We start from the raw sequence: 20801 nt of genomic DNA, 5'->3' as shown, positions 1-20801 counted from the left end.
GTCATCCGACAACATCAACTCGGCCTTCGGCCGACCCGTCCGCGCCACATCCCCAGTCTACATTTATGAATGAAATTCCAGACTCAGGACACTAGGCCGTGTCTCATAATTCGCGTCGGATCAGCGCGCGGCGTTGGGCGCCCGGCTGGGCGTGCCGGCGGATCGTCCTCGTACTTGGTCGTACTCGGGCGATTCGCCGGTGCGTCCAGCCGGGATGCCCGGCGTCGCGCGCCCGGTGGGAATTGTGAGACACGGCCTAACGCCCCTCAGCGGTGGTGACGGCGGGTGCGCTCGACCAGCACCGCCGCCGCGTCGTCGTCCAGCCGGCCGCCGACGTGGGCGAGCAGGTCGCGGCGCAGGTGGTGCAGGAGGGTCGCCGGACGCTCGCCGCGCCAGGCGGTGACCCGCTCGTCCAACGGGTAGAAGCGGCGGCCCTCGTCGCGGGCCTCGATCACCCCGTCGGTGTAGATCAGCAGCCGGTCGCCCGGTGCGAAGGGGTACACCTCCACCCGGTACCCGCCCGGGGCCAGTTCGCCCAGCCCGAGCGGCGGCGAGGGGTTGCGGGCGGCCAGCGTACGGACCGGGGCGCCGCCGTCGGCGGGCAGCAGCAGGGGAGGCGGATGGCCGCAGTCGATCAGCCGCACCTCCGAGCCGTCGTCCGGGATGTCGAGCAGGACGGCGGTGATGAAGGACTCGCCGCCCTCCCCGGCCGCCGCGTCGCCCCGCCCGCCGTCGCCGGTGCCGTCGCCGCCCGCCCCGCCGTCGGCCGGCTGGGCGAGGTCCCAGCAGACGCTGCCGTCCAGGTACGCGGCCAGCTCCGGCAGGTCGGCGTGCAGATGGGCGGCCGCGCGGAAGGCCCCGAGCAGCAGCGCGGCCTCGCCGAGCGAGGCCAGGCCCTTGCCGCGGACGTCGCCGACCAGCAGCCGGGTGCCGGTCGCGGTGCGGGCCGCCGCGTACAGGTCGCCGCCGACCTGGGCCTCCTCCTCGGCCGCCAGGTAGACCGAGGCCAGGCGCAGCGAGCCGATCCGCTCCGGCAGCGGGCGCAGCAGCACCCGCTGGGCGGCCTCGGAGACCGAGCGGACCCGGGCCAGCTCGCGTTCGTGCCGGTCGCGCAGCACCCGCAGCCCGACGATCAGGACGGAGACCGCGACCAGCGCGCCGATCTGGGTCTCGTGGTTGGCGGTGAACAGCCCGTCGCGCAGCACTCCGATGACCATCAGGCCGGCGACCGCGAGCCCGGCGACCACGGCGGTGGCCCGCGCCGCGGCGAAGGAGGCGGTCAGCGCGGGCGCGACGATCAGCAGCGGGCCGAGGTGGATGTGGGGCGGCGCCAGCACGTCCACCACGACGATCGCGACGATCAGGGCGAGCGCGATCGCCGTCAGCACGTGGCGGCCGGGCCGCCACGACCGGCGGCGGTCATGGGAGCGCAGCCGTTGTGGCACCTCTCCTCTGTACACCGGCGGGGGCCCCGGGCGCACCCGGAAGGACGGTCCGCCCCTCGGCCGGCCCGGTCCGTCGGTGGGCCGGGCCGGGCCGGTGCGGTGCCGCGTCCGTTCAGCCCTCGGCGCCGTAGCGGGCCAGGTAGTCGGCGAAGCGGGCCACGTCCTCGTCCGACCAGTCGGTGAAGCGGGCGGTGAAGGAGAGCCGGCGTTGCTCGTTCGCCTCGCGCAGCAGCGTCAGACCGGCCTCGGTGGTGCGCAGGATCTGGCCGCGCTGGTCCTCCGGGTCGGTCTCCCGGCGCAGCAGACCGAGCCGCTCCAGCGCCCCCACCTGGCGGCTCACCGTGGACTTGTCGAGCATGAAGTACGCGGCGACGTCGGCGGCCCGGCAGCCGCCGCGCTCGTTGATCAGGTCGAGGATGCTGTAGGTGACCAGGGAGAGGTCGGGGTGGAGCTGGGACGCCTTGTGCCGGGCCCGGCGGGCGAACGCGGTCAGCTCGCGCTGGATGGTGTCGATCGACGACTCACGGCCTGGCACGGCGGTCCGCCTCCTCGTTCCTCGCGTGCGGTGCGCAACGCGTGCGGTGCGCCGCGCGGTCCCTGCGCCGCGCGGTTGGTGCCCGGGGGCTCGTCCGGGTCCCGTCGGACGGGCGCCCGGGCCCGCCCTACAACGATCCCGCGGCCGCCGAGGTTCGCCAGGCGCGGGCGGCTGCGATCCGGCGGACCGCGCTCGGGTGAGTGGCGAACAGTAGCTCAAGCACCCGGGGCGGGTCGACGTCGGACACGTTGGCCACCGCGAGCCTGCGCTGCATGGCGATGAACTGGTCGGCGTCCGAGGTGAGTTCGAGTGCGTGCGTGTCCGCCCGGGCCTCGATCCGCCGGCTCACCGCGCACTGTACCGGTCCGGAGAGGGCGCCCAGCACCGCCGCGCACGCCGCCATCAGCGGCAGCGCCCGGGGATCGGCCGCGTTCTGCGCCCCGGCCGCCGACAGCAGCGGCTCCCAGCCCGTCAGCAGGCCCAGCAGGCAGACCACCACGGCCGCGCCGACGGCCCCCAGCAGGGTGCCGGTCAGCACGTCCCGGTGCTTCACGTGCCCCAGCTCGTGCGCCACCACCAGCTCCACCTCACGCGGTTCGGCGGTCGCGACCAGCGTGTCGTACGCGACGATCCGGCGGGTGGCGCCCAGCCCGGAGACGTACGCGTTGAGCGCCGTGGCGCGCCGGGAGGCGTCCGCGACCAGCACGTCCCGGACCGCGACGCCGTCCCGCTCGGCGAGCGCGAGCAGCGAGGCCCGCAGCGGGCCGGGCTCCATCGGGGTGAAGCGGTTGAACACCGGCTCGATCAGCAGCGGGTGCAGGAAGGACAGCGCCACCGTCAGCACCGCCGCCGCCCCGGCCGCCGGCACCCACCAGCGGTCGGGCGACCACGCGGTCAGCGCGAACAGCCCGAGGGCCAGCGGCAGTGCCAGGACGAGGGTCAGCCCCAGCCCGCGCAGCGCGTCCACCGCCCAGCCGGCCCAGCCCTGGGTGACCAGCCCGAACCGGGCCCGCACCACCCGGACGCCCGCGCCGAACGGCAGGGCGACCGCCTGCCCCAGCAGCACCAGCGCCGCGGTACCCGCCAGCACCTGGGCCGTCCGCCCGCCGCCGAACCAGCCGCCCACCGCGGTGACCAGATCCGCCCCGGCCGGCGTCAGCCCGAGCACCAGGGTCAGCCCCAGCCCGGCCACCCGCCCGCCCAGCGCCCACGGCAGCTGGCCGCGCCGCAGCGAGCGGCCGCGCTCGCGCTCGGCGGGGGTGAAGTCGGCGGCCGCCTCGGCGGAGTCCGTCCGGTGGTCCGTGGTGTCCATGGGGCCCAGCATGGCGTACGGCGGGGCGGTCCGCGTACGGGGCGGCGTGGGCCGGGCCGTCCCGGGTCAGTCCCCGGTGGCCGAGGTGGCGCCGTGGGTGCCGGCGCGCAGCAGCTGGTGGCCCAGGTCCACCAGGGCCCGGCCCACCGCGAACTCGTCGCCCACCGCGGTGGACGGCTCGTCGCGCGGGTTGCGGCGGGCCGCCGCGTCGCTGTGCAGGACGTCGCCGTCCGCGTTCAGGACGGCGTGCACCCGGGTGGTGTCGCGGTCCTCGACCACGTGCAGGCTCAGCCGCCAGTCCTTGGTGCGGACGGCCGCCTCCTTCCACGCTGCGCGCGCCCCCGCCGCGCCCCTATTGCCGGTCGGTCTAAGCCAGGGACACGACGTCCCGGTACGGCGGGCGGCCCGGACACGGTGTCCCGGCCGGGTGGGGCCGAGCGGCCGTGGCGTAGGCTGACCGCCGTTTACGTACAGATTTCCGGGGGGACCACATGCGCCGTGCCGCGGCCGCCGTCGCGCTGCTGATCGGGCTGATACCGGTGGCCGCCTGCGGCCCGGACGACCCGGCGCCGGGCTCCGGCGACGCCGCGAAGAAGCCGGCCGCCGCGACCTCCGACGCCCCGGGCACCGGCGCCGGCGGCACCGCGTCCGGCACCGGCGCACCGGCCGTGGGCGGGATCCCCACCGAGCCGCGCCCCGACGGCACGATCACCGTGGCGTTCGCGGGTGACGTCCACTTCGAGGGCCGTACCGAGGCCCGGCTGGGCGTCCAGCCGCCCGAGCGGTCGCTCGGCCCGATCTCGCAGACCCTCGCCGAGGCCGACCTCGCCGTGCTCAACCTGGAGACCGCGATCACCGGCCGCGGCGCCCCCGAGCCCAAGCTCTACACCTTCCGGACCTCGCCCAAGGCGCTCACCTCGCTGCGCGACTCCGGCGTGGACGTGGTCTCGCTCGCCAACAACCACGCCGTGGACTTCGGCGCCGACGGACTCACCGACACCCTCGCCGCCAAGGACTCCTCCCCGATCCCCGTGATCGGCCTCGGCCGCAACGCCAAGGAGGCGTACGCGCCGTACGTCACCACGGTGCGCGGGGTGAAGGTCGCCGTGGTCGCCGCCAGCCAGGTCGAGGACCTCACCAACCAGAAGTGGCGCGCCGGGGCCAACAAGCCCGGCATCGCCTCCGCCCTGGACACCGCCGCCCTGGTCAAGGCCGTGGAGGCGGCGAAGAAGGCCGCCCCGGTGGTCATCGTCTACCTGCACTGGGGCGACGAGGGCAAGGCCTGCCCGACCACCGCGCAGAGCACCGTCGCCAAGAAGCTCGCCAACTCCGGCGCCACCGCCGTGGTCGGCACCCACGCCCACACCATGCTCGGCTCCGGGATGCTCGGCAACACCTACGTCGGCTACGGCTACGGCAACTTCCTCTGGTACGGCACCTCCAACTACGCGTTCTCCAACGAGACCGGCGTGGCGACGCTGACGCTGTCCAAGGACGGGAAGGTCAAGGGCGAGACCTTCACCCCGGCCACCGTCGACGACCGCGGCGTCCCCGTCCCGGTCACCGGCGCCACCGCGGAGGCCGCCCTCAAGCGCCGCGACGGCCTCCGCGCCTGCACCGGCCTCGCCCCCGTCCCGACCCGCTGACGTCACACGCCGGCCGGGCCGTCGCGGTCAGCCCTTGTGGTCGGCCTCGCCGAGCTTCCAGTAGCCCTTGGCCCGGACGTGCTCGCGGAGGATGCCGAGGTCGTCGAGGAGGTGGCGGCGCAGGGCGGCCACGGCGGTGGCCTCGCCGGCGATCCAGGCACTGTCGAGCGGCCGGGTGGAGTGGCGGACGGTGGTGGCGAGCAGCTGCCCCTTGGGCCGGTCGGGGGTGCGGGCGAGCCAGGTGACGTCGACGCCGGCGGGGAGGGGGAGGGTGTCGGCGGGGTCGGCGACCTCGAACCAGGCGTGCGCCCGGACGTCCGGCGGGAGGTCCTCCAGGACGGTCAGCGCGGCGGGCAGGGCGCTCTCGTCGGCGGCGAGCAGCAGCCGGTGGCCGGGCGGTACGGGGGTGAACCGGCCGCGGGGGTCGCCCAGCCGGGCCCGCGCACCGGGTCGGGCGGTGGCGGCCCAGAGGGCGGCCGGGCCGTTGCCGTGCAGGACGACGTCGACGTCGACCTCGTGCGCGGCGGGCCGGTGGTGGCGGATGGTGTAGGCCCGGCGGGTGCCGTCCGGTATCTCCAACTTGGCCCACTGGGTGGGGTGTTCGAGGGCCAGGGCGTCGAGGGTGGGCCCGTGGAGGGTGAGCCGGACGAGGGTGGAGGTCAGCGGGGTGACCGCGCTGACGGTCACGTCGTGGGAGGGGCGGGGGCGTCGGAACACGGTGGTACTCCTGACGGAGACGTCGTCCGGGGTGAACGCGCGGACGGAAGAGGGAAGGTGACGGAGCGTCAGCCGAGGTGGGCGTCGAGCAGCGCGTCGACGAAGGCCCGGTCGGACGGGCGGCGCAGCACCAGGGCGCGGTGGTAGAGCGGGGCGAGCAGCGAGTCGAGCAGGACGGCGGCCTCGTCCGCGGACACCGCGAGGCAGTGGGCGGTGTGCGCGAGATCGCGGGCGCGCAGCTCGTCCAGGAAGCCGGTGTGGAGCAACTCGGCGGTCCGGGTGTCGAGTTGGGCGTGGCCGAGGAGGGCCTGGAGGACGCGTCCGGCGGGTTCCTCGTCGAGGAAGACGGCGAAGCGGTGGACGTAGGCGCGCAGCGCCTCGGGGCCGGCCGGGTCGTCGGGCCAGGCGAGGGCGGTGCCCGCGTCCAGGACCAGGTTGTCGAAGAGGATGTCGACCTTGGACTTCCACCAGCGGTAGATGGTCTGTTTGGCGACGCCGGCGGCGGCCGCGATGCCCTCGATGGTCAGGCCCTCGAAGCCGTGCTCGACCAGCAGGTCGTCGGCCGCGTTCAGGACGGCCAGGCGGGCCGCCTCGCTGCGGCGGGTGGAGCCGGCGGGGCGCTGCTGCGGGGCGATGGCGCTGGGCTCCTTCCGGGCGAGGGGGCGGCCGTGCGGCCGGGTGCGCTCCCGCCCGGGGGCGGGGGTTCCGGGCGAGGGGGTCCCGGGCGGGCTCATCCTCTCATGCCTCATCGTTCGCGGACCTGGTCAGGGTGGGCGGGGGAGGGGTGGCGCAGCAGGCCGGCGGCGACGCCGAGGGCGAGGGCGGCGACCAGGGCGCTGAAGACGACCCCGGCGGTGCGCAGCCCCGACTGCTGGATGAGGACGCCGACGCCGACCACCGGGATGGAGAGGAACCCGTAGAGGATCGCGAAGAAGGTGGAGACCACCTCGCCGCGCTGCTGGGGCGGTACGGCGGGGGAGTTGATGACGCCGAGGCCGGTGCCGACGGCGGTGCCGGTGGCCAGGCCGTTGACGCAGGCGCCGAGCAGCAGCGGGACCAGGGAGGAGGTGAGCAGGGCGGTGGCGATCAGCGCGGCGGCGGCGACCAGTCCGGCGCAGGCGACGGGCAGGGCGCGGGGCAGCACGGTGGCGAACAGCTGGCCGATCGCGGTGCAGACGAAGGCGAGGCAGACGACCAGCCCGGTGAGGGCGAGGTTGTGCAGGCCGATGTCGCGGATGAACAGGCCGGTGACGGCGGTGAGCACGCCGAGGACGGCGAAGCCGGAGCCGCCGGCGAGGGCGGCGCGCAGGAAGGCCGGGCGGATGTCGGCGGGGATACGCAGCGGCTGGAGGCGCAGTCGCACCGGGCCGCGGGCGGGGGCGCTCTCGGGGACGGTGAGCAGGCCGACCAGGGCGAGGCCGGTGAGGGCGAGCATCACGGTCCAGGGCAGCTGGAGCGGGGAGTCGCCCCATTCGGCGATGACCCCGGCGAGCAGGGTGCCGCCGGCGAGTCCGCCCATGTTGGCGGCGAGGGCGAGGGTCTGGGCGCGGCGTCGGTCGGCGGGCCCGGCGAGGTCGAGCAGGGCGGCGGTGGCGCTGCCGGTGATCAGGGCGGCGGCGAGGCCGGACAGCACGCGGGCGGTGAGGATCCGGGGCAGGGAGTCGGCGACCTCGAAGAGCCCGGCGGCCGCGGCGGCGAGCAGCAGGGCGGCGGCCATCACGGGCCGCCGGCCGAGCTGGTCGGAGAGCCGGCCGAGGGTGAGGAGTCCGATCATCACGCCGAACGCGTAGACGGAGAAGATCACCGTCACGGTGAACGGGCCGAAGCCGAGGTCCTGTTGGTAGAGCGGGTAGAGCGGGGTCGGGACGGTGGTGCCGGCCATGGTCACCCAGAAGGCGAAGGCGACGGCGGCGCGGACGGTGGAGGGCATGCGGGCGCTCCTCTGAGGGGTGGCCGCCGAGCGTCGGCGGCCCGCGACGAAGATGGACGCAACGTTGCGTTGCACCTCGACCGTACACTGGACGCAACGTTGCGTCTACTTTGCCGCGCGGGGCGCCCGGGTGGGCCCGTTCGGTGCCCCGCCGGGCCGAGTCGGCCGGGGCGGCCGGGAGTTGACGGTCACGCAGGGCCTCTCGGCGGAGCCGAACAGTTGTGTTAGGTTAGCCTTGCCTAATCACGCTGGTCGGAGGGGATTTTCCTGTGCAGCAGTCGGAACTGGTCGGCACCATCGCGCTGGTCACCGGTGCCGGACAGGGCATCGGCGCGGCCGTCACCCGCGCGCTGGCCGCCGCCGGCGCCGTCGTCGCCGCCGTCGACCGCAATCCGGGCCCGCTGACCGCGCTCGCCGGGGAACTCGGCGGGCACGCGGTGCGCCCGTACCCGCTGGACGTCACGGACGCCGCCGCCGTGGAGTCCGCCGTCGAGCGGATCGAGGACCGGATCGGCCCGATCGGCGTCCTGGTGAACGTCGCCGGGATCCTCCGGGTGGCGCCCGCCGTCGAACTCCGGGACGACGACTGGGCGGACACCTTCGCCGTCAACACCACCGGCGTCTTCCACACCTCACGCGCCGTCGGCCGCCGGATGGCCGCCCGGGGCGCCGGCGCCGTCGTGACCGTCGGCTCCAACGCGGCCGGCGTGCCGCGCACCGGCATGGCCGCGTACGCCGCCTCCAAGGCGGCCGCGACCATGTTCACCCGCTGCCTGGGCCTGGAGCTCGCCCGCTCCGGGGTGCGCTGCAACATCGTCTCCCCGGGCTCCACCGACACCGAGATGCAGCGCTCGCTCTGGCAGGGCGACGCGGCGGCCGCCGAGCAGCGGGTCGTCGACGGCGACCCGGCCGGCTACCGCGTCGGCATACCGCTCGGCCGGATCGCCCAACCCGCCGACGTCGCCGAGGCGGTGCTCTTCCTGGTCTCCGACCGCGCCCGCCACATCACCATGCACGACCTCTACGTGGACGGCGGCGCGACCCTGCGCGCCTGAGCCCCGCGGGCGCCGCGACCCGCGGACCCGGACCCCCACGGGCGCCGCGACCCCGCTCGGCGCCGTACCCCCACCCCGCCGGCCCCACCGGGGCGCGGCGGCCACACGCAGACTGGAGAATCCAGGTGACCACGGTTCACCACGCCGCCGCCGGGACGGACCACACCGTCATCGGCGCGGCCAGCGGGCTGCTGGGCCAGTACCGGGCCGGGCCCGCCGAGGCGTTCCTCGCCTCGCCGACCCGCACCCTGCTCGCCGAGGGCGTCCACGCCCGGGTGCCGCAGGACGCCCGCCCGCTGCCCGTCCGGGTCGCCGAGACGCTGGCCCGCGCCCGCCGTGAGGGCGTCGAACACCCGCTGGTACTGGGCGCGGTGGGCTTCGACCACGGTGGCCGGGCCGAGCTCCACGTGCCCGCCGAGGTCCGCCGCTGCGGGGCGCTGCGCGACGACCCGCTGATCGCCCTGCCCGCCCCGGCCGCCGACCACGCCGACTGGCGCGTGCGCCCGGTGCCCGAGCCCGCTGTGTACGGCGCGGGCGTCGCCGAGGCCGTACGGCGGCTGCGCGCGGGCGAGTTGAGCAAGGTGGTGCTGGCCCGGACGCTGGAGCTGACCAGCCCCCGGCCGCTGGACCTGCCCGCCGTCCTGCAACGGCTGGCCCGCCGCGACCCGGGCGGCTACACCTTCGCGGTGCCCTCCGGCGAGGGCCGCACCCTGATCGGCGCCAGCCCCGAACTGCTGCTCTCCCGCCGGGGCACCGCGGTGCTCGCCAACCCGCTGGCCGGCTCGGTGCCGCGCAGCGAGGACCTCGGCGAGGACGTCCGCCGGGCCGCCGCGCTGCTGGAGTCGCCCAAGGACCTCCACGAGCACGCCGTCGTGGTGGACGCCATCCGCACGGCCCTGGCCCCGTACTGCCGCACCCTGGACGTGCCCGCGCGGCCGACCCTGGTGCGCACCGCCGCGATGTGGCACCTGGCCACCACCATCGCCGGCGAGCTGGCCGATCCGGCCGTCTCCGCGCTCGAACTGGCCACCGCGCTGCACCCGACCCCGGCGGTCTGCGGGACGCCGACCCCGGTGGCGCGCCGGGTGATCGGCGAGGTCGAGCCCTTCGACCGGGGTCTGTACACCGGCATGGTCGGCTGGGGCGACGCGGACGGCGACGGCGAGTGGGTGGTCACCATCCGCTGCGCCGAGGCCGAGGGGCGCACCCTGCGCGTCTACGCCGGCGCCGGAGTGGTGGAGCAGTCCCGGCCCGAGGCCGAACTCGCCGAGACCAGCGCCAAGTTCCGTACCTTCCTGGACGCCGCCGGAGTCAGCGCGTGAACCACGAGAGCCGCGAGAGCACCCCCTTGCACGGGTACGTCCCCCACCCGCCGGAGTTCGCCGAGCGCTACCGGGCGGCCGGGTACTGGCGGGGCGAGACCTTCGGCCGGATGCTGCGCGAGCGCTCCGCCGCGCACGGGGAGCGCACCGCGATCGTCGACCCGGTGGCCGGAAGCCGCTGGACGTACGCCGAACTCGACCGCCGGGCCGACCGGATGGCCGCCGGGCTGCTGGCCCGGGGGCTGCGGCCCGGTGACCGGGTGGTGGTCCAACTGCCCAACGTGGCCGAGTTCTTCGAGGTGGTCTTCGCGCTGTTCCGGATCGGCGCGCTGCCGGTCTTCGCGCTGCCGGCCCACCGCTACACCGAGATCGGCCACTTCTGCTCCTTCACCGGGGCGGTCGCCTACGTCGTCCCGGCCGTCGAGGGCGGCTTCGACTTCCGCGAACTCGCTCACCGGGTACGGGCGGAGAACCCCGCGCTACGGCTGGTGCTGGTGGCCGGCGAGGACCCGGGCGGGCACGTCCGGCTGGCGGACGTGCCGGTCGACGGCCCCGGCCCCGAGGTGGAGCCGCGGCCGGAGGAGGTCGCCTTCCTCCAGCTGTCCGGCGGTAGCACCGGGGTGCCCAAGCTGATCCCGCGCACCCACGACGACTACATCTACTCGCTGCGCGGCTCGGTCGAGCTGTGCGCGCTGGACGAGGACGGCGTCTACCTGTGCGTGCTGCCCGCCGCGCACAACTTCCCGCTCAGCTCGCCCGGTTCGCTGGGCACCCTGTACGCGGGCGGCCGGGTGGTGCTCTGCCCGCAGCCGAACCCGGAGACCGCGTTCCCGCTGGTCGAGCGCGAGGGCGTGACGATCACCGGCCTGGTGCCGCCGCTGGCGCTGCTCTGGCTGGAGGCCGCCGAGCGGCAGCGCGAGCAGGGTGGGCAGGGCAGTCAGGGCGGGCAGCACGGGCCGGGCGGCGGGTACGACCTGAGCAGCCTGGAGGTGCTGCTGGTGGGCGGCGCCAAGTTCAGCGAGGAGGCCGCCCGCCGGGTCCGCCCGGTGCTGGACTGCGCCCTCCAGCAGGTGTTCGGGATGGCCGAGGGCCTGGTCAACTACACCCGCCTGGACGACCCCGAGGAGCTCGTGGTCACCACCCAGGGACGCCCGATCTCCCCGGACGACGAGATCCGGGTGGTCGACGACGCCGACCGCGACCTGCCGGACGGCGAGACCGGCCACCTGCTCACCCGCGGCCCGTACACCATCCGCGGCTACTGGAACGCCCCCGGGCACAACGCCGCCTCCTTCACCGAGGACGGCTTCTACCGCACCGGCGACCTGGTGCGCCGCACCCCCACCGGCCACCTGGTGGTCGAGGGCCGGGCCAAGGACCAGATCAACCGCGGCGGCGAGAAGGTGGCCGCCGAGGAGATCGAGAACCACCTGCTCGCCCACCCCGCCGTGCACGACGCGGCCGTGGTCTCGATGCCCGACCCGTACCTCGGCGAGCGCACCTGCGCCTACGTGGTGCTCCGCGAGGACGCCCGCCAGGCGCCGCCGAAGGCCGCCGCGCTCAAGCGCTTCGTGCGCGAGCGCGGGCTGGCCGCCTACAAGGTCCCGGACCGGGTCGAGTTCGTGGCGGCCTTCCCCGCCACCGGCATCGGCAAGGTCTCCAAGAAGGACCTGCGCGCCGCGATCGCGGCCACCCTCACCACCACCACCGACAGCTGAAGGACGAACCACCGTGGGCCTGCCCCGCATCTCCCCGTACCCGATGCCCGCCGCCGGCGAGCTGCCCGCCAACCGGGTCGACTGGACGGTCGACCCCGCCCGCGCCGTCCTGCTGGTGCACGACCTGCAGAACCACTTCCTGGACGCCTTCGACACCGGCGCCGCCCCCGTCACCGAACTCTTCGAGAACGTCGGCCGGTTGCGCAAGGAGGCGGAGCGGCTCGGCGTCCCCGTGGTGTACTCGGCGCAGCCGGGCGGCCAGGGCCCGTCCGAGCGCGGGCTCCAGCAGGACTTCTGGGGTCCGGGCATCCCGGACGACCCCCGGGCGGTGGCGATCGCCGACGAGGTCGCCCCGGCCGGGCACGACACCGTGCTGACCAAGTGGAAGTACAGCGCCTTCGTGCGCACCCGGCTGGCCGAGCTGATGCGCGAGCAGGGCCGCGACCAGTTGGTGATCGTCGGGGTGTACGCGCACATCGGGGTGCAGGCCACCGCCTGCGACGCCTGGATGCGCGACATCCGGGCCTTCGTGGTGGCCGACGCGGTCGCCGACTTCGGGCCGGCCGAGCACCGCGCCGCGCTGGCCTGGGTGGCCGGCCGCTGCGCCGTGGTGACCACCACCGACGCCGTCTTCGACATGCCGGAAGGGAAGTGACGGCGATGGCCTTCACCGTGGAACGGATCCGGGCCGAGGTCGCCGAACTGCTCGGCGAGGACCCGGCGGAGATCCCGCTGGACGAGAACCTGGCCGACTGGGGCCTGGACTCGGTGCGGCTGATGACGCTGGCCGAGCGCTGGCGCGCCGAGGGCGCCCGGGTGGGCTTCGTCGAACTGGCCGAACGCCCCGCCGTCGAGGCCTGGGCCGAGCTGCTGGGCGCGGCCTGATGGAGGGCGCGACGGACGGCGCACGGGCGGGAGAGGGCGGCGTACGGCCGGGGGTGGCGCGGCCCGTGCTGCCGCCGACCACGGTCATCGGCCCGGTCGAGGCGCAGGCCGCCCGCACCCCGCGGGCACCCGCGCTGGTGCTCGCGGACGGCACGCTCGTCCCGTACGGAGAGCTGAACACGGCCGCCAACCGGCTGGCCCGGCGGCTGGCCGCGCTGGGGGCCCGCCCCGGGGCGGTGGTCGGCCTCGCGTCCGCCCGGCCCGCCGAACTGCTGCCGGCGCTGTTGGCGGTGGCCAAGACCGGGGCCGCGTACCTCCCGCTGGACCCGCGGGACGCGCCCGGCCGGCTGGCCCACCTGCTGGCGGACGCCGCGCCGGTGGCCGTGCTGGGGGAGGGGGTGCCGGGCGCCGTCCGGCCCCGGGAGCTCGACGCGGACGGCGAGCTGTCCACCGATCCGCCGCGTCCGCTGACCCCGCAGCACCCGGTGTACCTGGGGTACGGCCCGGGCGGCCGCCCGCTGGGCGTCCGGGTGACGCACGCCGAGGTGGACCGCCGGCTGCGCGCCCTGCAGTCCGCGTACGGGCTGGGCGCCGGTGACCGGGTGCTGCAACTGGGGCTGCCGCTCTGGGAGTTCTTCTGGCCGCTGCGGGCCGGCGCGGCCCTGGTGCTCGCCGATCCGGCGGGCCGGGCCGAGACCGGTGCGCTGGTCCGGGAGCTGGGCGTCACCGTGTTGCGGGCCGTCCCGGAGGTCCTGGGCGGCCTGCTGCCGGACCAGCACCGGGACCCGGGCCCGGTGCACGTCGCGGTCTGAGGACGGGCCCTACGAGCCGGGCGGCGGCGCGACCTCACGGGCAGCGAGGTCGGCCGCCGTCCACGCCAGGGCGAGCGCGCCGTCGAGTGCGGCGCGCTCGCCCTCCGGCGAGACGGCCGCGTCCGCGAAGGCCGGCTCGTGCGGGGCGCAGGCGCCGCCGGTGATGTCCAGCACGGGGTGGATCGCCGGGACGCGGTGCGAGACGTTGCCCATGTCGGTGCAGGCGAAGGGGCCGCTCTCGACCGGCTCCGGACGGCCGAGCGCCCGCGCGTTCTCCCGCCAGAGGGCGAGGAGTGCGGGGTCGCCGCGGAAGTCCAGGTAGTCGGGCTCGGGCCGGGTGAGGGTGACCTCGCAGCCGGTGGCGAGCGCGCCGGCCCGGAAGCAGTCCTCCACCCGGGCGCGCAGCTCGGTGAGGTCCTCGGCGGCCGAGGCGCGGATCTCGTACTCGGCGGTGGCGGTGTCGGGGATCAGGTTGGGGGCGGTGCCCGCGGCCGTGGTGATGCCGTGCACCCGCCAGTGCGGCGGGAGTTGCTGGCGCAGCAGGCCGATCGCGACCTGGGCGACGGTGAGCGCGTCGGCGGCGTTGCGGCCCTGGTGCGGGTTGAGGCTGGGGTGGGCGGCGCGGCCGGTGTAGCGGACCGAGAGGGTGCCGAGCGCGAAGGAGCGGAAGTCGGCGACCTCGACCGGGCAGGGGTGGACCATCATCGCGGCGTCCACGCCGTCGAAGGCGCCGGCGTCGATCAACAGGGCCTTGCCGGCGCCGCGTTCCTCCGCGGGCGCGCCGATCACCCGGACGGTCAGGCCGAGCCGGTCGGCGTCCGGGGCGAGGCCGAGGGCGGCGCCGATCGAGGCGGCCGCGATCAGGTTGTGGCCGCAGGCGTGGCCGAGGCCGGGCAGCGCGTCGTACTCGCAGACCAGGGCGACGGTGACCGGCCCGGAGCCGGCGGTGGCGGTGAAGGCGGTGTCCAGCCCGTACGCGGGCGCGGTGACCGTGAAGCCGTGCCCGCGCAGCAGGTTGGCGCACCAGGCGGCGGCCCGGTGCTCGGTGAAGGCCGGTTCGGGGTGGGCGTGGATCCGGCGGCTGAGCGCGAGCAGCTCCTCCCGGTGGGCGTGCACGCGCGCGCGGATCGCTTCCTTGACGGGAGTGGGCATGGCGGGGCGCCTCCGGGGGCGTCAGGGCCCTTGCGGGGAGCGGCCGTTGGACGGTCCCCGGCGGGCTGTTTGACCAGACGATATGAAGATAGCTTAGGCTAACCTAAGTAGGCGTTACGTCGCCGGATCCGAGGAGTTCTCACACCCATGCGTCGCCACCAGCCCGCCGTCGACGGCCCCGACGTACCGCTGCTCGCCACCCAGGCGGCCATCTGGTACGCCCAGGTGCTCGACCCCGGCAGCCCCGGCTACAACACCGGCGACGCCGTCGAGATCACGGGCCCGCTCGACGCCGGACTCTTCGAACGCGCCCTGCGGCAGACCGTCGACGAGGCCGACGCCCTGCACGCCCTGGTCACCGCCGAGGACGGCACCCCGCGCCAGCGGCTGCGCCCCGGCCGGCCCTGGCCGCTGCACCGGCTCGACCTGAGCACCGCCGCCGACCCCGACGGCGAGGCCGAGGACTGGATGCGCGCCGACCTGGCCCGCCCGGTGGACCTCGCCGAGGGGCCGCTGTTCGCCCAGGCCCTCATCCGGCTCGGCGCGGACCGTCACCTCTGGTACCGGCGCGTCCACCACCTCGCCGTCGACGCCTACGCGCTCACCCTGATCGGCGGCCGCGTCGCCGAGCTGTACACCGCCCTCGCCACCGGCGCCGCGCCCGGCCCCCGTACCTTCGCCACCCCCGCCGAGGTCGCCGCCGAGGAGAGCGCCTACCGCGCGGGCGAACAGTACGCCGCCGACCGGGAGTTCTGGCGCGAGCGGCTGGCCGGCACCGAACGGCTGGTGCCCCTGGGGGGTGCCACCCGCGGGCGTGGCGCCCGGCACGGCGTACGGGTCGTGGGCCGCGACGGGCGCTGCGGGCGCGGGCGCGGGCGCGTACGGATCGTGGGCGGCGGCCGGGGCGGCGTACGGGTCGAGGGGGACACCGCCGGCCGGGGTCGCGTACGGGTTGGCCGGCGGCGCGGCCGGGGCGACGGCCCTCAGCTGGGTGGTGGACGGCTCCGGGCCGAGCGCCGGCGGCGGCGCGTCCACGTACGTCGGCGCGGGCGTCCCCTCGGCGGGCGGCAGCACCGGCGGCGGGGCGTCCACGTACTCGGTCGCCGGGGCGACGGGCGTCTCGGGCGCGGTGACCTTGCCGAAGGCCAGGGTCGGCCGCGACCCGCCCGCGGCCGGGGCCTCCGTGGCCGCCGGGGCCTGCGTGACCGCCGGCGTCACCTGGGTCGCGGTGTCGTCGGGCACCGCCCCCTGACCGCCGGGCTGATCCCCCTGCGGCCCGGTGGACCCAACCTCACGCTCGGTGCTCACGAACGACCTCCATAGCTGACAGAACCAAGAACCCTAGTTTTTCGCACGGCCGATTCGTTTGCCGTAAGGACCCTTCTGAAGAACTCATAAGAATCCTTAGCCGGGACGTACGACAGGGCCTGCGGCACCCCCCGTCCGGACCGGCCGGACCGGTCGCCACGACTGCCCGGACCGGTCGCCGCGGCCGGCGGCCCCGTGACCCGGGTGACGTCCGCGACCCGGGTGACGGAGGTGGCACCGGGGGTGTCCGAACCGTCCCGCGATCCGGACCCCCGCCCCCCTGACCTTGGCGTTCCCCGCCGCGCCGGTTAGCCTGTCGCTCCAAACTGACACGCGGGAGCTTGGACCCACCAGGCTGAGAGTGCGCCGGTCGACCGTACGCCACGGTATCCGTACCCGGATCCGTGGCCGTGCCGCCGAGGGGGCGCTGACCGCCGGAACCTGTCCGGGTAATGCCGGCGTAGGGAGTATCGGCCATGCCGCCTGCTTCGCCATCCTCTTCGTCGGGCGCTTCCGCGTCCAAGGATTTCCCCGGGTCGTCCGCGACCGTTCACTCGGACGCCGCCGGACCCGCCGGCGGTTCCACCGCCGCCGGCGCCGTCCTCGACCGGCCGGAGCCGGCCGGGCGGGTGGAGGCGCCGCTGGTGCTGGACACCGAGCCGCCGCGGACCCTGGACTTCCGGGCGCTGTTCGCGCTCTGGGCCAACCTCGGGGTGAGCCTGATCGGCTTCACCAGCGCGGCCACCGTGCTCGGCCCGCCGGGGGCCGAGCTGGGCATCGTGGCGGCGGTGACGGCGATCGTGGCCGGCACGGTGATCGGCACCGGGATGCTCGGCGTGGCCGCGCTGATCGGCGCCCGCAGCGGCGCCCCGGCGATGACCCAGCTGCGCGGCCTGTTCGGCACGCGGCTGTCGTACCTGCCGACCGTGCTGAACATCGCCCAGTGCGTCGGCTGGGGCGTCTACGAGCTGCTGGTCATCTCGATGGGCGCCCAGGCGGTGGCCGGCACCACCGGCTGGAGCTGGCTGTTCGTGCTGCTCGGCGGCGCGCTGACCACCGTGCTGACCATCTGGCCGCTGGGCGCGATCGCGGTGCTGCGCAAGTACGTGGCGGTCGCGGTGGGCGTGGCGATGGTCTACTTCACCGTGCAGCTCGGTCGGCAGGGCGTCCCCAACCCGGGCGGGAGCAACTGGCACGGCTTCCTGCAGGCCACCGACTACGTCATCGCGGTGTCGATCTCCTTCGTCCCGCTGGCCGCGGACTACACCCGGCACGCCCGCACGGGCCGCTCGGCCTTCTGGGGGACCTTCTCCGGCTACACGGTGGCCCAGGTCTGGTGCTACGTGCTCGGCGCGATCGCGCTGCTGCAGTCGGAGGGCGACCCGACCAAGGTGTTCTCCTCCTTCACCGGGGTCACCGCGGGCTGGCTCTTCCTGCTGGTGCTGGTGGTGCGCGAGACCGACCAGTCCTTCGCGAACGTCTACTCGACCGCGATGTCGATCCACAACCTGGTGCCGCGGGTGGACCGCCGGCTGCTGACCGGCGCCATCGGGGCGCTGATCACGGTGCTGGCGCTGCAGATCACCGGCATCGACGCGTTCCTCACCTCCTACTACGGCTTCCTGGAGGTGATCGGCGCGGTCTTCGTGCCGATGTTCGCGGTGCTGGCGGTGGACCACTTCTTCGGCGCCGGCCGGCGGGGCTGGGACCTCTCGCAGAACGCGCCCACCCGCTGGTCGATGCTGCTGACCTGGGCGCTGGGCTTCGCGACGTACCAGTTCCTCCACCCGAGCTCGGTCACCCCGTGGTGGACGGAGCTGTGGACGGACCTGCAGGGCGCCCTCGGCTTCACCCCGCAGGCGTGGACCTCGGCCTCGCTGTTCGGCTTCCTGGTGCCGGCGCTGGCCACCCTCCTCGTGGTCCGGTTCACCGGGCGCCGCACGGCGGCCTGAGCCGACCCGGCCCACCCACCGGCGAAACGGCACCCACCCACCGCGGCCCCGACCCGGCCGCACCCACCCACGACGGCCCCGACCGCGCGGACGGCCCCACGGCCCCGCGGGTTGGGGCCGCCGTCGTCCCCGCTTCACCTCGGCCGCCTATCGTGGACGCGTGACCAGTCCCGATCTGTCCCCGCCCACCCCGGCTCCGGCCCGCTCCGCCCGGGTCCGGGTGATCGCCCACCGCGGTTCCTCGCACGCGCTGCCCGAGCACACCCTGGCCGCGTACCGCCGGGCGCTCGCCGAGGGCGCGGACGGACTGGAGTGCGACGTCCGGGTGACCGCCGACGGGCAGCTGGTCTGCGTGCACGACCGCCGGATCGGCCGGGTCTCGGACGGCCGCGGCACGGTCTCGGCGATGACGCTGGCCGAGCTGGAGGCGTACGACTTCGGCGCCTGGAAGACCGGCGTGGCGAGCACCGACCCGGAGCTGCGCGGGGTGCTGCGGCTGGAGAGCCTGCTGGAGCTGGCCGTGGACAGCGGCCGCCCGGTGGAGCTGGCCATCGAGACCAAGCACCCGGTCCGCTTCCGGGGCCGGGTCGAGGCGGAGCTGCTGCGGACGCTGGCCCGCTTCGGCATCGCGCCGGCGGACCCCGACGCCGAGGGCGACCGGCCGCGGGCCCGGATCATGAGCTTCTCCCCGGTGGCGCTGGGCCGGGTGCGGGCGGCCGCGCCGCGGTTCCCGCGGGTGTTCCTGTTCGAGCGGACGCTGCCGCTGCTGGGCCGGGTGCGGCCGGGCGCCGCGCTGCCGGGCGGGGCGCGGATCGCCGGGCCGGGCATCGAGCTGGTCCGGGCCCGCCCCGAGCTGGTGACCCGGCTGCGCGCGGCCGGCCACGAGGTGCACGTGTGGACGGTGGACGAGCCGGCCGACGTCGATCTCTGCCTGGAGCTGGGGGTGTCGGCGATCATCACCAACCGCCCGGCGGAGGTGCTGGCCCAGCTCGGCCGGTAGGACCCGCCCCACGGGCCGCCCGGGACGGGTGAGCCGGTTCCCGGCCGGTGATTCGTCACTTCTTTCACATCCGTCACTCCGGCCTCAGGCGATCGCACACGACCACAACCGACCACTTCGGTAGCGGCCAAACCGCACGTCGACTGTTTTTTGCCGGGAATTGCCCTCCCGTACGACGGAGGGTGAGCACCGAATCACCTTTCGCGCACCGTGGGTCGCGACCCCCGAAATGTCCGCCCGGGATCGCCGCGTGGTCGTTTCCGACGCATTACCAAGGGGCATCCATCCCTCGGCATACGCTGAAGGAGGTCCGGGGGTGGCGTTGATGGTGGCGCGTGAAGTGCCTACTTCATCGACCATGGCAGTGCCGCACGGCCCAGCGAGTGTCGGGGTCGCACGGCGCCGACTGCGTCGAGATCTGGGCGACCGCGAGGTACCGGAACCGGTCATCGACGATGCCGTTCTGATCCTCTCCGAACTGCTGAGCAACGCGTGTCGGTACGCCCGGCCGCTGGGCCCGCTGCCCGCGCTCGGGCGCAGCGCCCGCGCCGAGGTGCTCGGCGGCGTCCTGGTGGGCGTCCCCGCGGGCGGCCCCGCCGAACGGACCGCGGCCGCGGCGCAGGCGTCCGAGGAGGAGGACGGCGGCGTCCTGGTGCGCTGGCAGATGCACGCGGACGGCGTGCTCACCCTGGAGGTCACCGACGGCGGGGCACAGACCAGGCCGGTGCCGTCCAGTCCCTCGCTCACCTCGCGCGGCGGGCGCGGACTGAGCATCGTCGACCAGCTGGCCAGCGACTGGGGCGTGCGCGACGCGCCCGGCGAGGTGACGGTCTGGGCGGCGCTGCCGGCCCGGGCCCGGCACGCCCGCAGGGACGGCGGTGACGCCCGCAGCGCCTGAGCCGGACGGAACGGCGGTGGCGGGCCGGGGCGCGGCGCCTGAGTAGGCTGCCCGGTGCAATACGTCACCGTTCCCGGGAGAGCCGCACCATGGGCAAGAAGGCCGCCAAGAAGGCGCCGCAGCGCAGCCAGTCCACCCCCGCCGTCACGGGCGAGATCCCCGTGGTCGGGGCCCGTGAGAACTGCCCCTGCGGCTCGGGCCGCCGCTACAAGGCCTGCCACGGCCGGGAGGCCTCGCACGCCGTCCAGGAGCTGGTGCACCGTCCGTTCGAGGGGCTGCCGGGCGAGGCCGACTGGGTGGCGCTGCGCGAGCTGGTGCCGGCCGCGACCGTGCCGCTGACGCTGGCCGCCGGGGTGGCCGAGGGCGCCAACGGCGAGGTGCCGTCGGTGACCCTGGCGACCGTGCTGCCGCTGGCCTGGCCGGCGCTGCGCCGCCAGGACGGCTCGATCCTGCTGGGGCTGCAGACCCAGTCCTCCTCCGGCGACCTGAGCCGCGACCTGGCGGACGCCCTGGAGCTGGCGCTGGCCGCCGAGCCGGGCTCCCCGGTGCCGTCCCGCCGGACCGTCCCGGGCGGCCGCCGGCTGCAGGAACTGCTCGACACCGACGCCGCGTTCACCCCCGCCGTGCACACCGGCTTCGAGTTCTGGCTGGAGGACGCCGAGACCGCCACCGGTGAGGTCGCGGCCTCCCTGGAGCGCGCCAACGCCTCGGCGATCCCCACCGAGAAGCTGTCCTCGGTCGACTCCGCCTACTGGTGCGGCACCCCGGACAAGAACCACCTGCGCTGGGTGATGACCGTCCCCGAGGAGCGGCTGCTGGACGCGCTGGCCCGGCTGAACGCCGCCGACCGCGCCGCGATCGGCCCGGACACCCGCCTGGTCGGCTCGTTCCGCGCGCACGGCCTGACCGTCCCGGTCTGGGACCTGCCGCTCGCGATGACCGCGGCCGACTGCGAGAAGCCGGCCGCCGAGTTCGCCGAGCGGCTCGCCGAGACGCTCGCCGACGAGACCCCGCTGACCGCCGAGGAGCGTCGCGCCCGCGCGAACCTGGTGAACCGTCAGGTCACTTTGAACTAAAGGCGACCCGCATCGGGTGATACGCGTCACATTACCGT

General features: G+C 75.5%; 20 protein-coding genes. 12 read left to right on the top strand and 8 right to left on the bottom strand.

Translation table 11 applies throughout. The features are described 5' to 3' along the window. Positions 1–266: 266 nt before the first annotated feature. The 4 genes from ACWEQL_RS22395 to ACWEQL_RS22380 form a co-directional block, all read right to left on the bottom strand. Positions 267–1445, bottom strand: coding sequence for a PP2C family protein-serine/threonine phosphatase (locus ACWEQL_RS22395; RefSeq protein WP_452152050.1), 1179 nt, complete (start codon positions 1443–1445; stop codon positions 267–269). Positions 1446–1557: 112 nt separating this feature from the next. Then, positions 1558–1980: a MarR family winged helix-turn-helix transcriptional regulator gene (locus ACWEQL_RS22390; protein ID WP_452152049.1), complete on the bottom strand. Its 423-nt coding sequence runs from the start codon at positions 1978–1980 to the stop codon at positions 1558–1560. 127 nt (positions 1981–2107) lie between these two features. Then, positions 2108–3292, bottom strand: a complete 1185-nt coding sequence (locus ACWEQL_RS22385; RefSeq protein WP_452152048.1) for a M48 family metallopeptidase — start codon at positions 3290–3292, stop codon at positions 2108–2110. Positions 3293–3358: 66 nt separating this feature from the next. Beyond that, positions 3359–3583: a dsRBD fold-containing protein gene (locus ACWEQL_RS22380; RefSeq protein WP_452152054.1), complete on the bottom strand. Its 225-nt coding sequence runs from the start codon at positions 3581–3583 to the stop codon at positions 3359–3361. A 200-nt stretch (positions 3584–3783) separates the two neighbouring features. On the opposite strand from ACWEQL_RS22380, the gene ACWEQL_RS22375 reads away from it, so the two are divergent. After that, positions 3784–4938, top strand: coding sequence for a CapA family protein (locus ACWEQL_RS22375; RefSeq protein WP_452152047.1), 1155 nt, complete (start codon positions 3784–3786; stop codon positions 4936–4938). Positions 4939–4965: 27 nt separating this feature from the next. Here ACWEQL_RS22375 and ACWEQL_RS22370 read toward each other — a convergent pair whose 3' ends face one another. From ACWEQL_RS22370 to ACWEQL_RS22360, 3 genes are all read right to left on the bottom strand, one after another. Continuing rightward, the gene (locus ACWEQL_RS22370; protein WP_452152046.1) at positions 4966–5655 is read right to left on the bottom strand and encodes a siderophore-interacting protein; all 690 of its coding nucleotides are present in this window, start codon (positions 5653–5655) and stop codon (positions 4966–4968) included. Positions 5656–5723: 68 nt separating this feature from the next. Then, the gene (locus tag ACWEQL_RS22365) at positions 5724–6389 is read right to left on the bottom strand and encodes a TetR/AcrR family transcriptional regulator (protein ID WP_452152045.1); all 666 of its coding nucleotides are present in this window, start codon (positions 6387–6389) and stop codon (positions 5724–5726) included. A gap of 11 nt (positions 6390–6400) precedes the next feature. Continuing rightward, the gene (locus ACWEQL_RS22360) at positions 6401–7585 is read right to left on the bottom strand and encodes an MFS transporter (RefSeq protein WP_452152044.1); all 1185 of its coding nucleotides are present in this window, start codon (positions 7583–7585) and stop codon (positions 6401–6403) included. Between the two features lie 269 nt (positions 7586–7854). On the opposite strand from ACWEQL_RS22360, the gene ACWEQL_RS22355 reads away from it, so the two are divergent. The 6 genes from ACWEQL_RS22355 to ACWEQL_RS22330 all read left to right on the top strand — a co-directional run bounded on the left by ACWEQL_RS22355 (position 7855) and on the right by ACWEQL_RS22330 (position 13377). Next, entirely contained in the window at positions 7855–8640 is a 786-nt protein-coding gene (locus tag ACWEQL_RS22355) for a 2,3-dihydro-2,3-dihydroxybenzoate dehydrogenase (protein WP_452152043.1), read from the top strand. A 119-nt stretch (positions 8641–8759) separates the two neighbouring features. Further along, positions 8760–9962: an isochorismate synthase DhbC gene (dhbC, locus tag ACWEQL_RS22350; protein WP_452152053.1), complete on the top strand. Its 1203-nt coding sequence runs from the start codon at positions 8760–8762 to the stop codon at positions 9960–9962. After that, positions 9959–11680, top strand: a complete 1722-nt coding sequence (locus ACWEQL_RS22345; protein ID WP_452152042.1) for a (2,3-dihydroxybenzoyl)adenylate synthase — start codon at positions 9959–9961, stop codon at positions 11678–11680. Before dhbC ends, ACWEQL_RS22345 begins: the two co-directional genes overlap by 4 nt. Positions 11681–11693: 13 nt before the next feature. After that, the gene (locus ACWEQL_RS22340; RefSeq protein ID WP_452152041.1) at positions 11694–12335 is read left to right on the top strand and encodes an isochorismatase family protein; all 642 of its coding nucleotides are present in this window, start codon (positions 11694–11696) and stop codon (positions 12333–12335) included. Between the two features lie 5 nt (positions 12336–12340). Beyond that, positions 12341–12565, top strand: a complete 225-nt coding sequence (locus ACWEQL_RS22335; protein WP_452152040.1) for a phosphopantetheine-binding protein — start codon at positions 12341–12343, stop codon at positions 12563–12565. 65 nt (positions 12566–12630) lie between these two features. Next, positions 12631–13377 carry an AMP-binding protein gene (locus tag ACWEQL_RS22330; RefSeq protein ID WP_452152039.1) on the top strand — a complete coding sequence of 249 codons (747 nt, stop codon included), beginning with the start codon at positions 12631–12633 and terminating at the stop codon, positions 13375–13377. A 9-nt stretch (positions 13378–13386) separates the two neighbouring features. Here ACWEQL_RS22330 and ACWEQL_RS22325 read toward each other — a convergent pair whose 3' ends face one another. Continuing rightward, positions 13387–14529: a M20 family metallopeptidase gene (locus ACWEQL_RS22325; RefSeq protein WP_452152038.1), complete on the bottom strand. Its 1143-nt coding sequence runs from the start codon at positions 14527–14529 to the stop codon at positions 13387–13389. Positions 14530–14676: 147 nt separating this feature from the next. Here ACWEQL_RS22325 and ACWEQL_RS22320 point away from each other — a divergent pair, with 147 nt between their 5' ends. The 5 genes from ACWEQL_RS22320 (at position 14677) to ACWEQL_RS22300 (ending at position 20763) form a co-directional block, all read left to right on the top strand. Next, complete coding sequence (locus ACWEQL_RS22320) at positions 14677–15852, top strand: condensation domain-containing protein (RefSeq protein WP_452152037.1); 1176 nt, start codon at positions 14677–14679, stop codon at positions 15850–15852. Between the two features lie 629 nt (positions 15853–16481). Continuing rightward, complete coding sequence (locus tag ACWEQL_RS22315; RefSeq protein ID WP_452152036.1) at positions 16482–17789, top strand: purine-cytosine permease family protein; 1308 nt, start codon at positions 16482–16484, stop codon at positions 17787–17789. Between the two features lie 160 nt (positions 17790–17949). Continuing rightward, positions 17950–18789: a glycerophosphodiester phosphodiesterase gene (locus ACWEQL_RS22310; RefSeq protein ID WP_452152035.1), complete on the top strand. Its 840-nt coding sequence runs from the start codon at positions 17950–17952 to the stop codon at positions 18787–18789. Between the two features lie 358 nt (positions 18790–19147). Further along, positions 19148–19687, top strand: a complete 540-nt coding sequence (locus ACWEQL_RS22305; protein WP_452152034.1) for an ATP-binding protein — start codon at positions 19148–19150, stop codon at positions 19685–19687. Between the two features lie 89 nt (positions 19688–19776). Next, positions 19777–20763 (top strand): DUF5926 family protein, encoded by a 987-nt coding sequence (locus tag ACWEQL_RS22300; protein WP_452152033.1) that lies wholly within the window; start codon positions 19777–19779, stop codon positions 20761–20763. The last annotated feature ends 38 nt before the right edge of the window (positions 20764–20801 follow it).

Source organism: Kitasatospora sp. NPDC004240, from assembly GCF_053603215.1.
The sequence above is the reverse complement of the archived record's forward strand: the minus strand, read 5'-3'. Positions and strand labels throughout refer to the sequence as shown.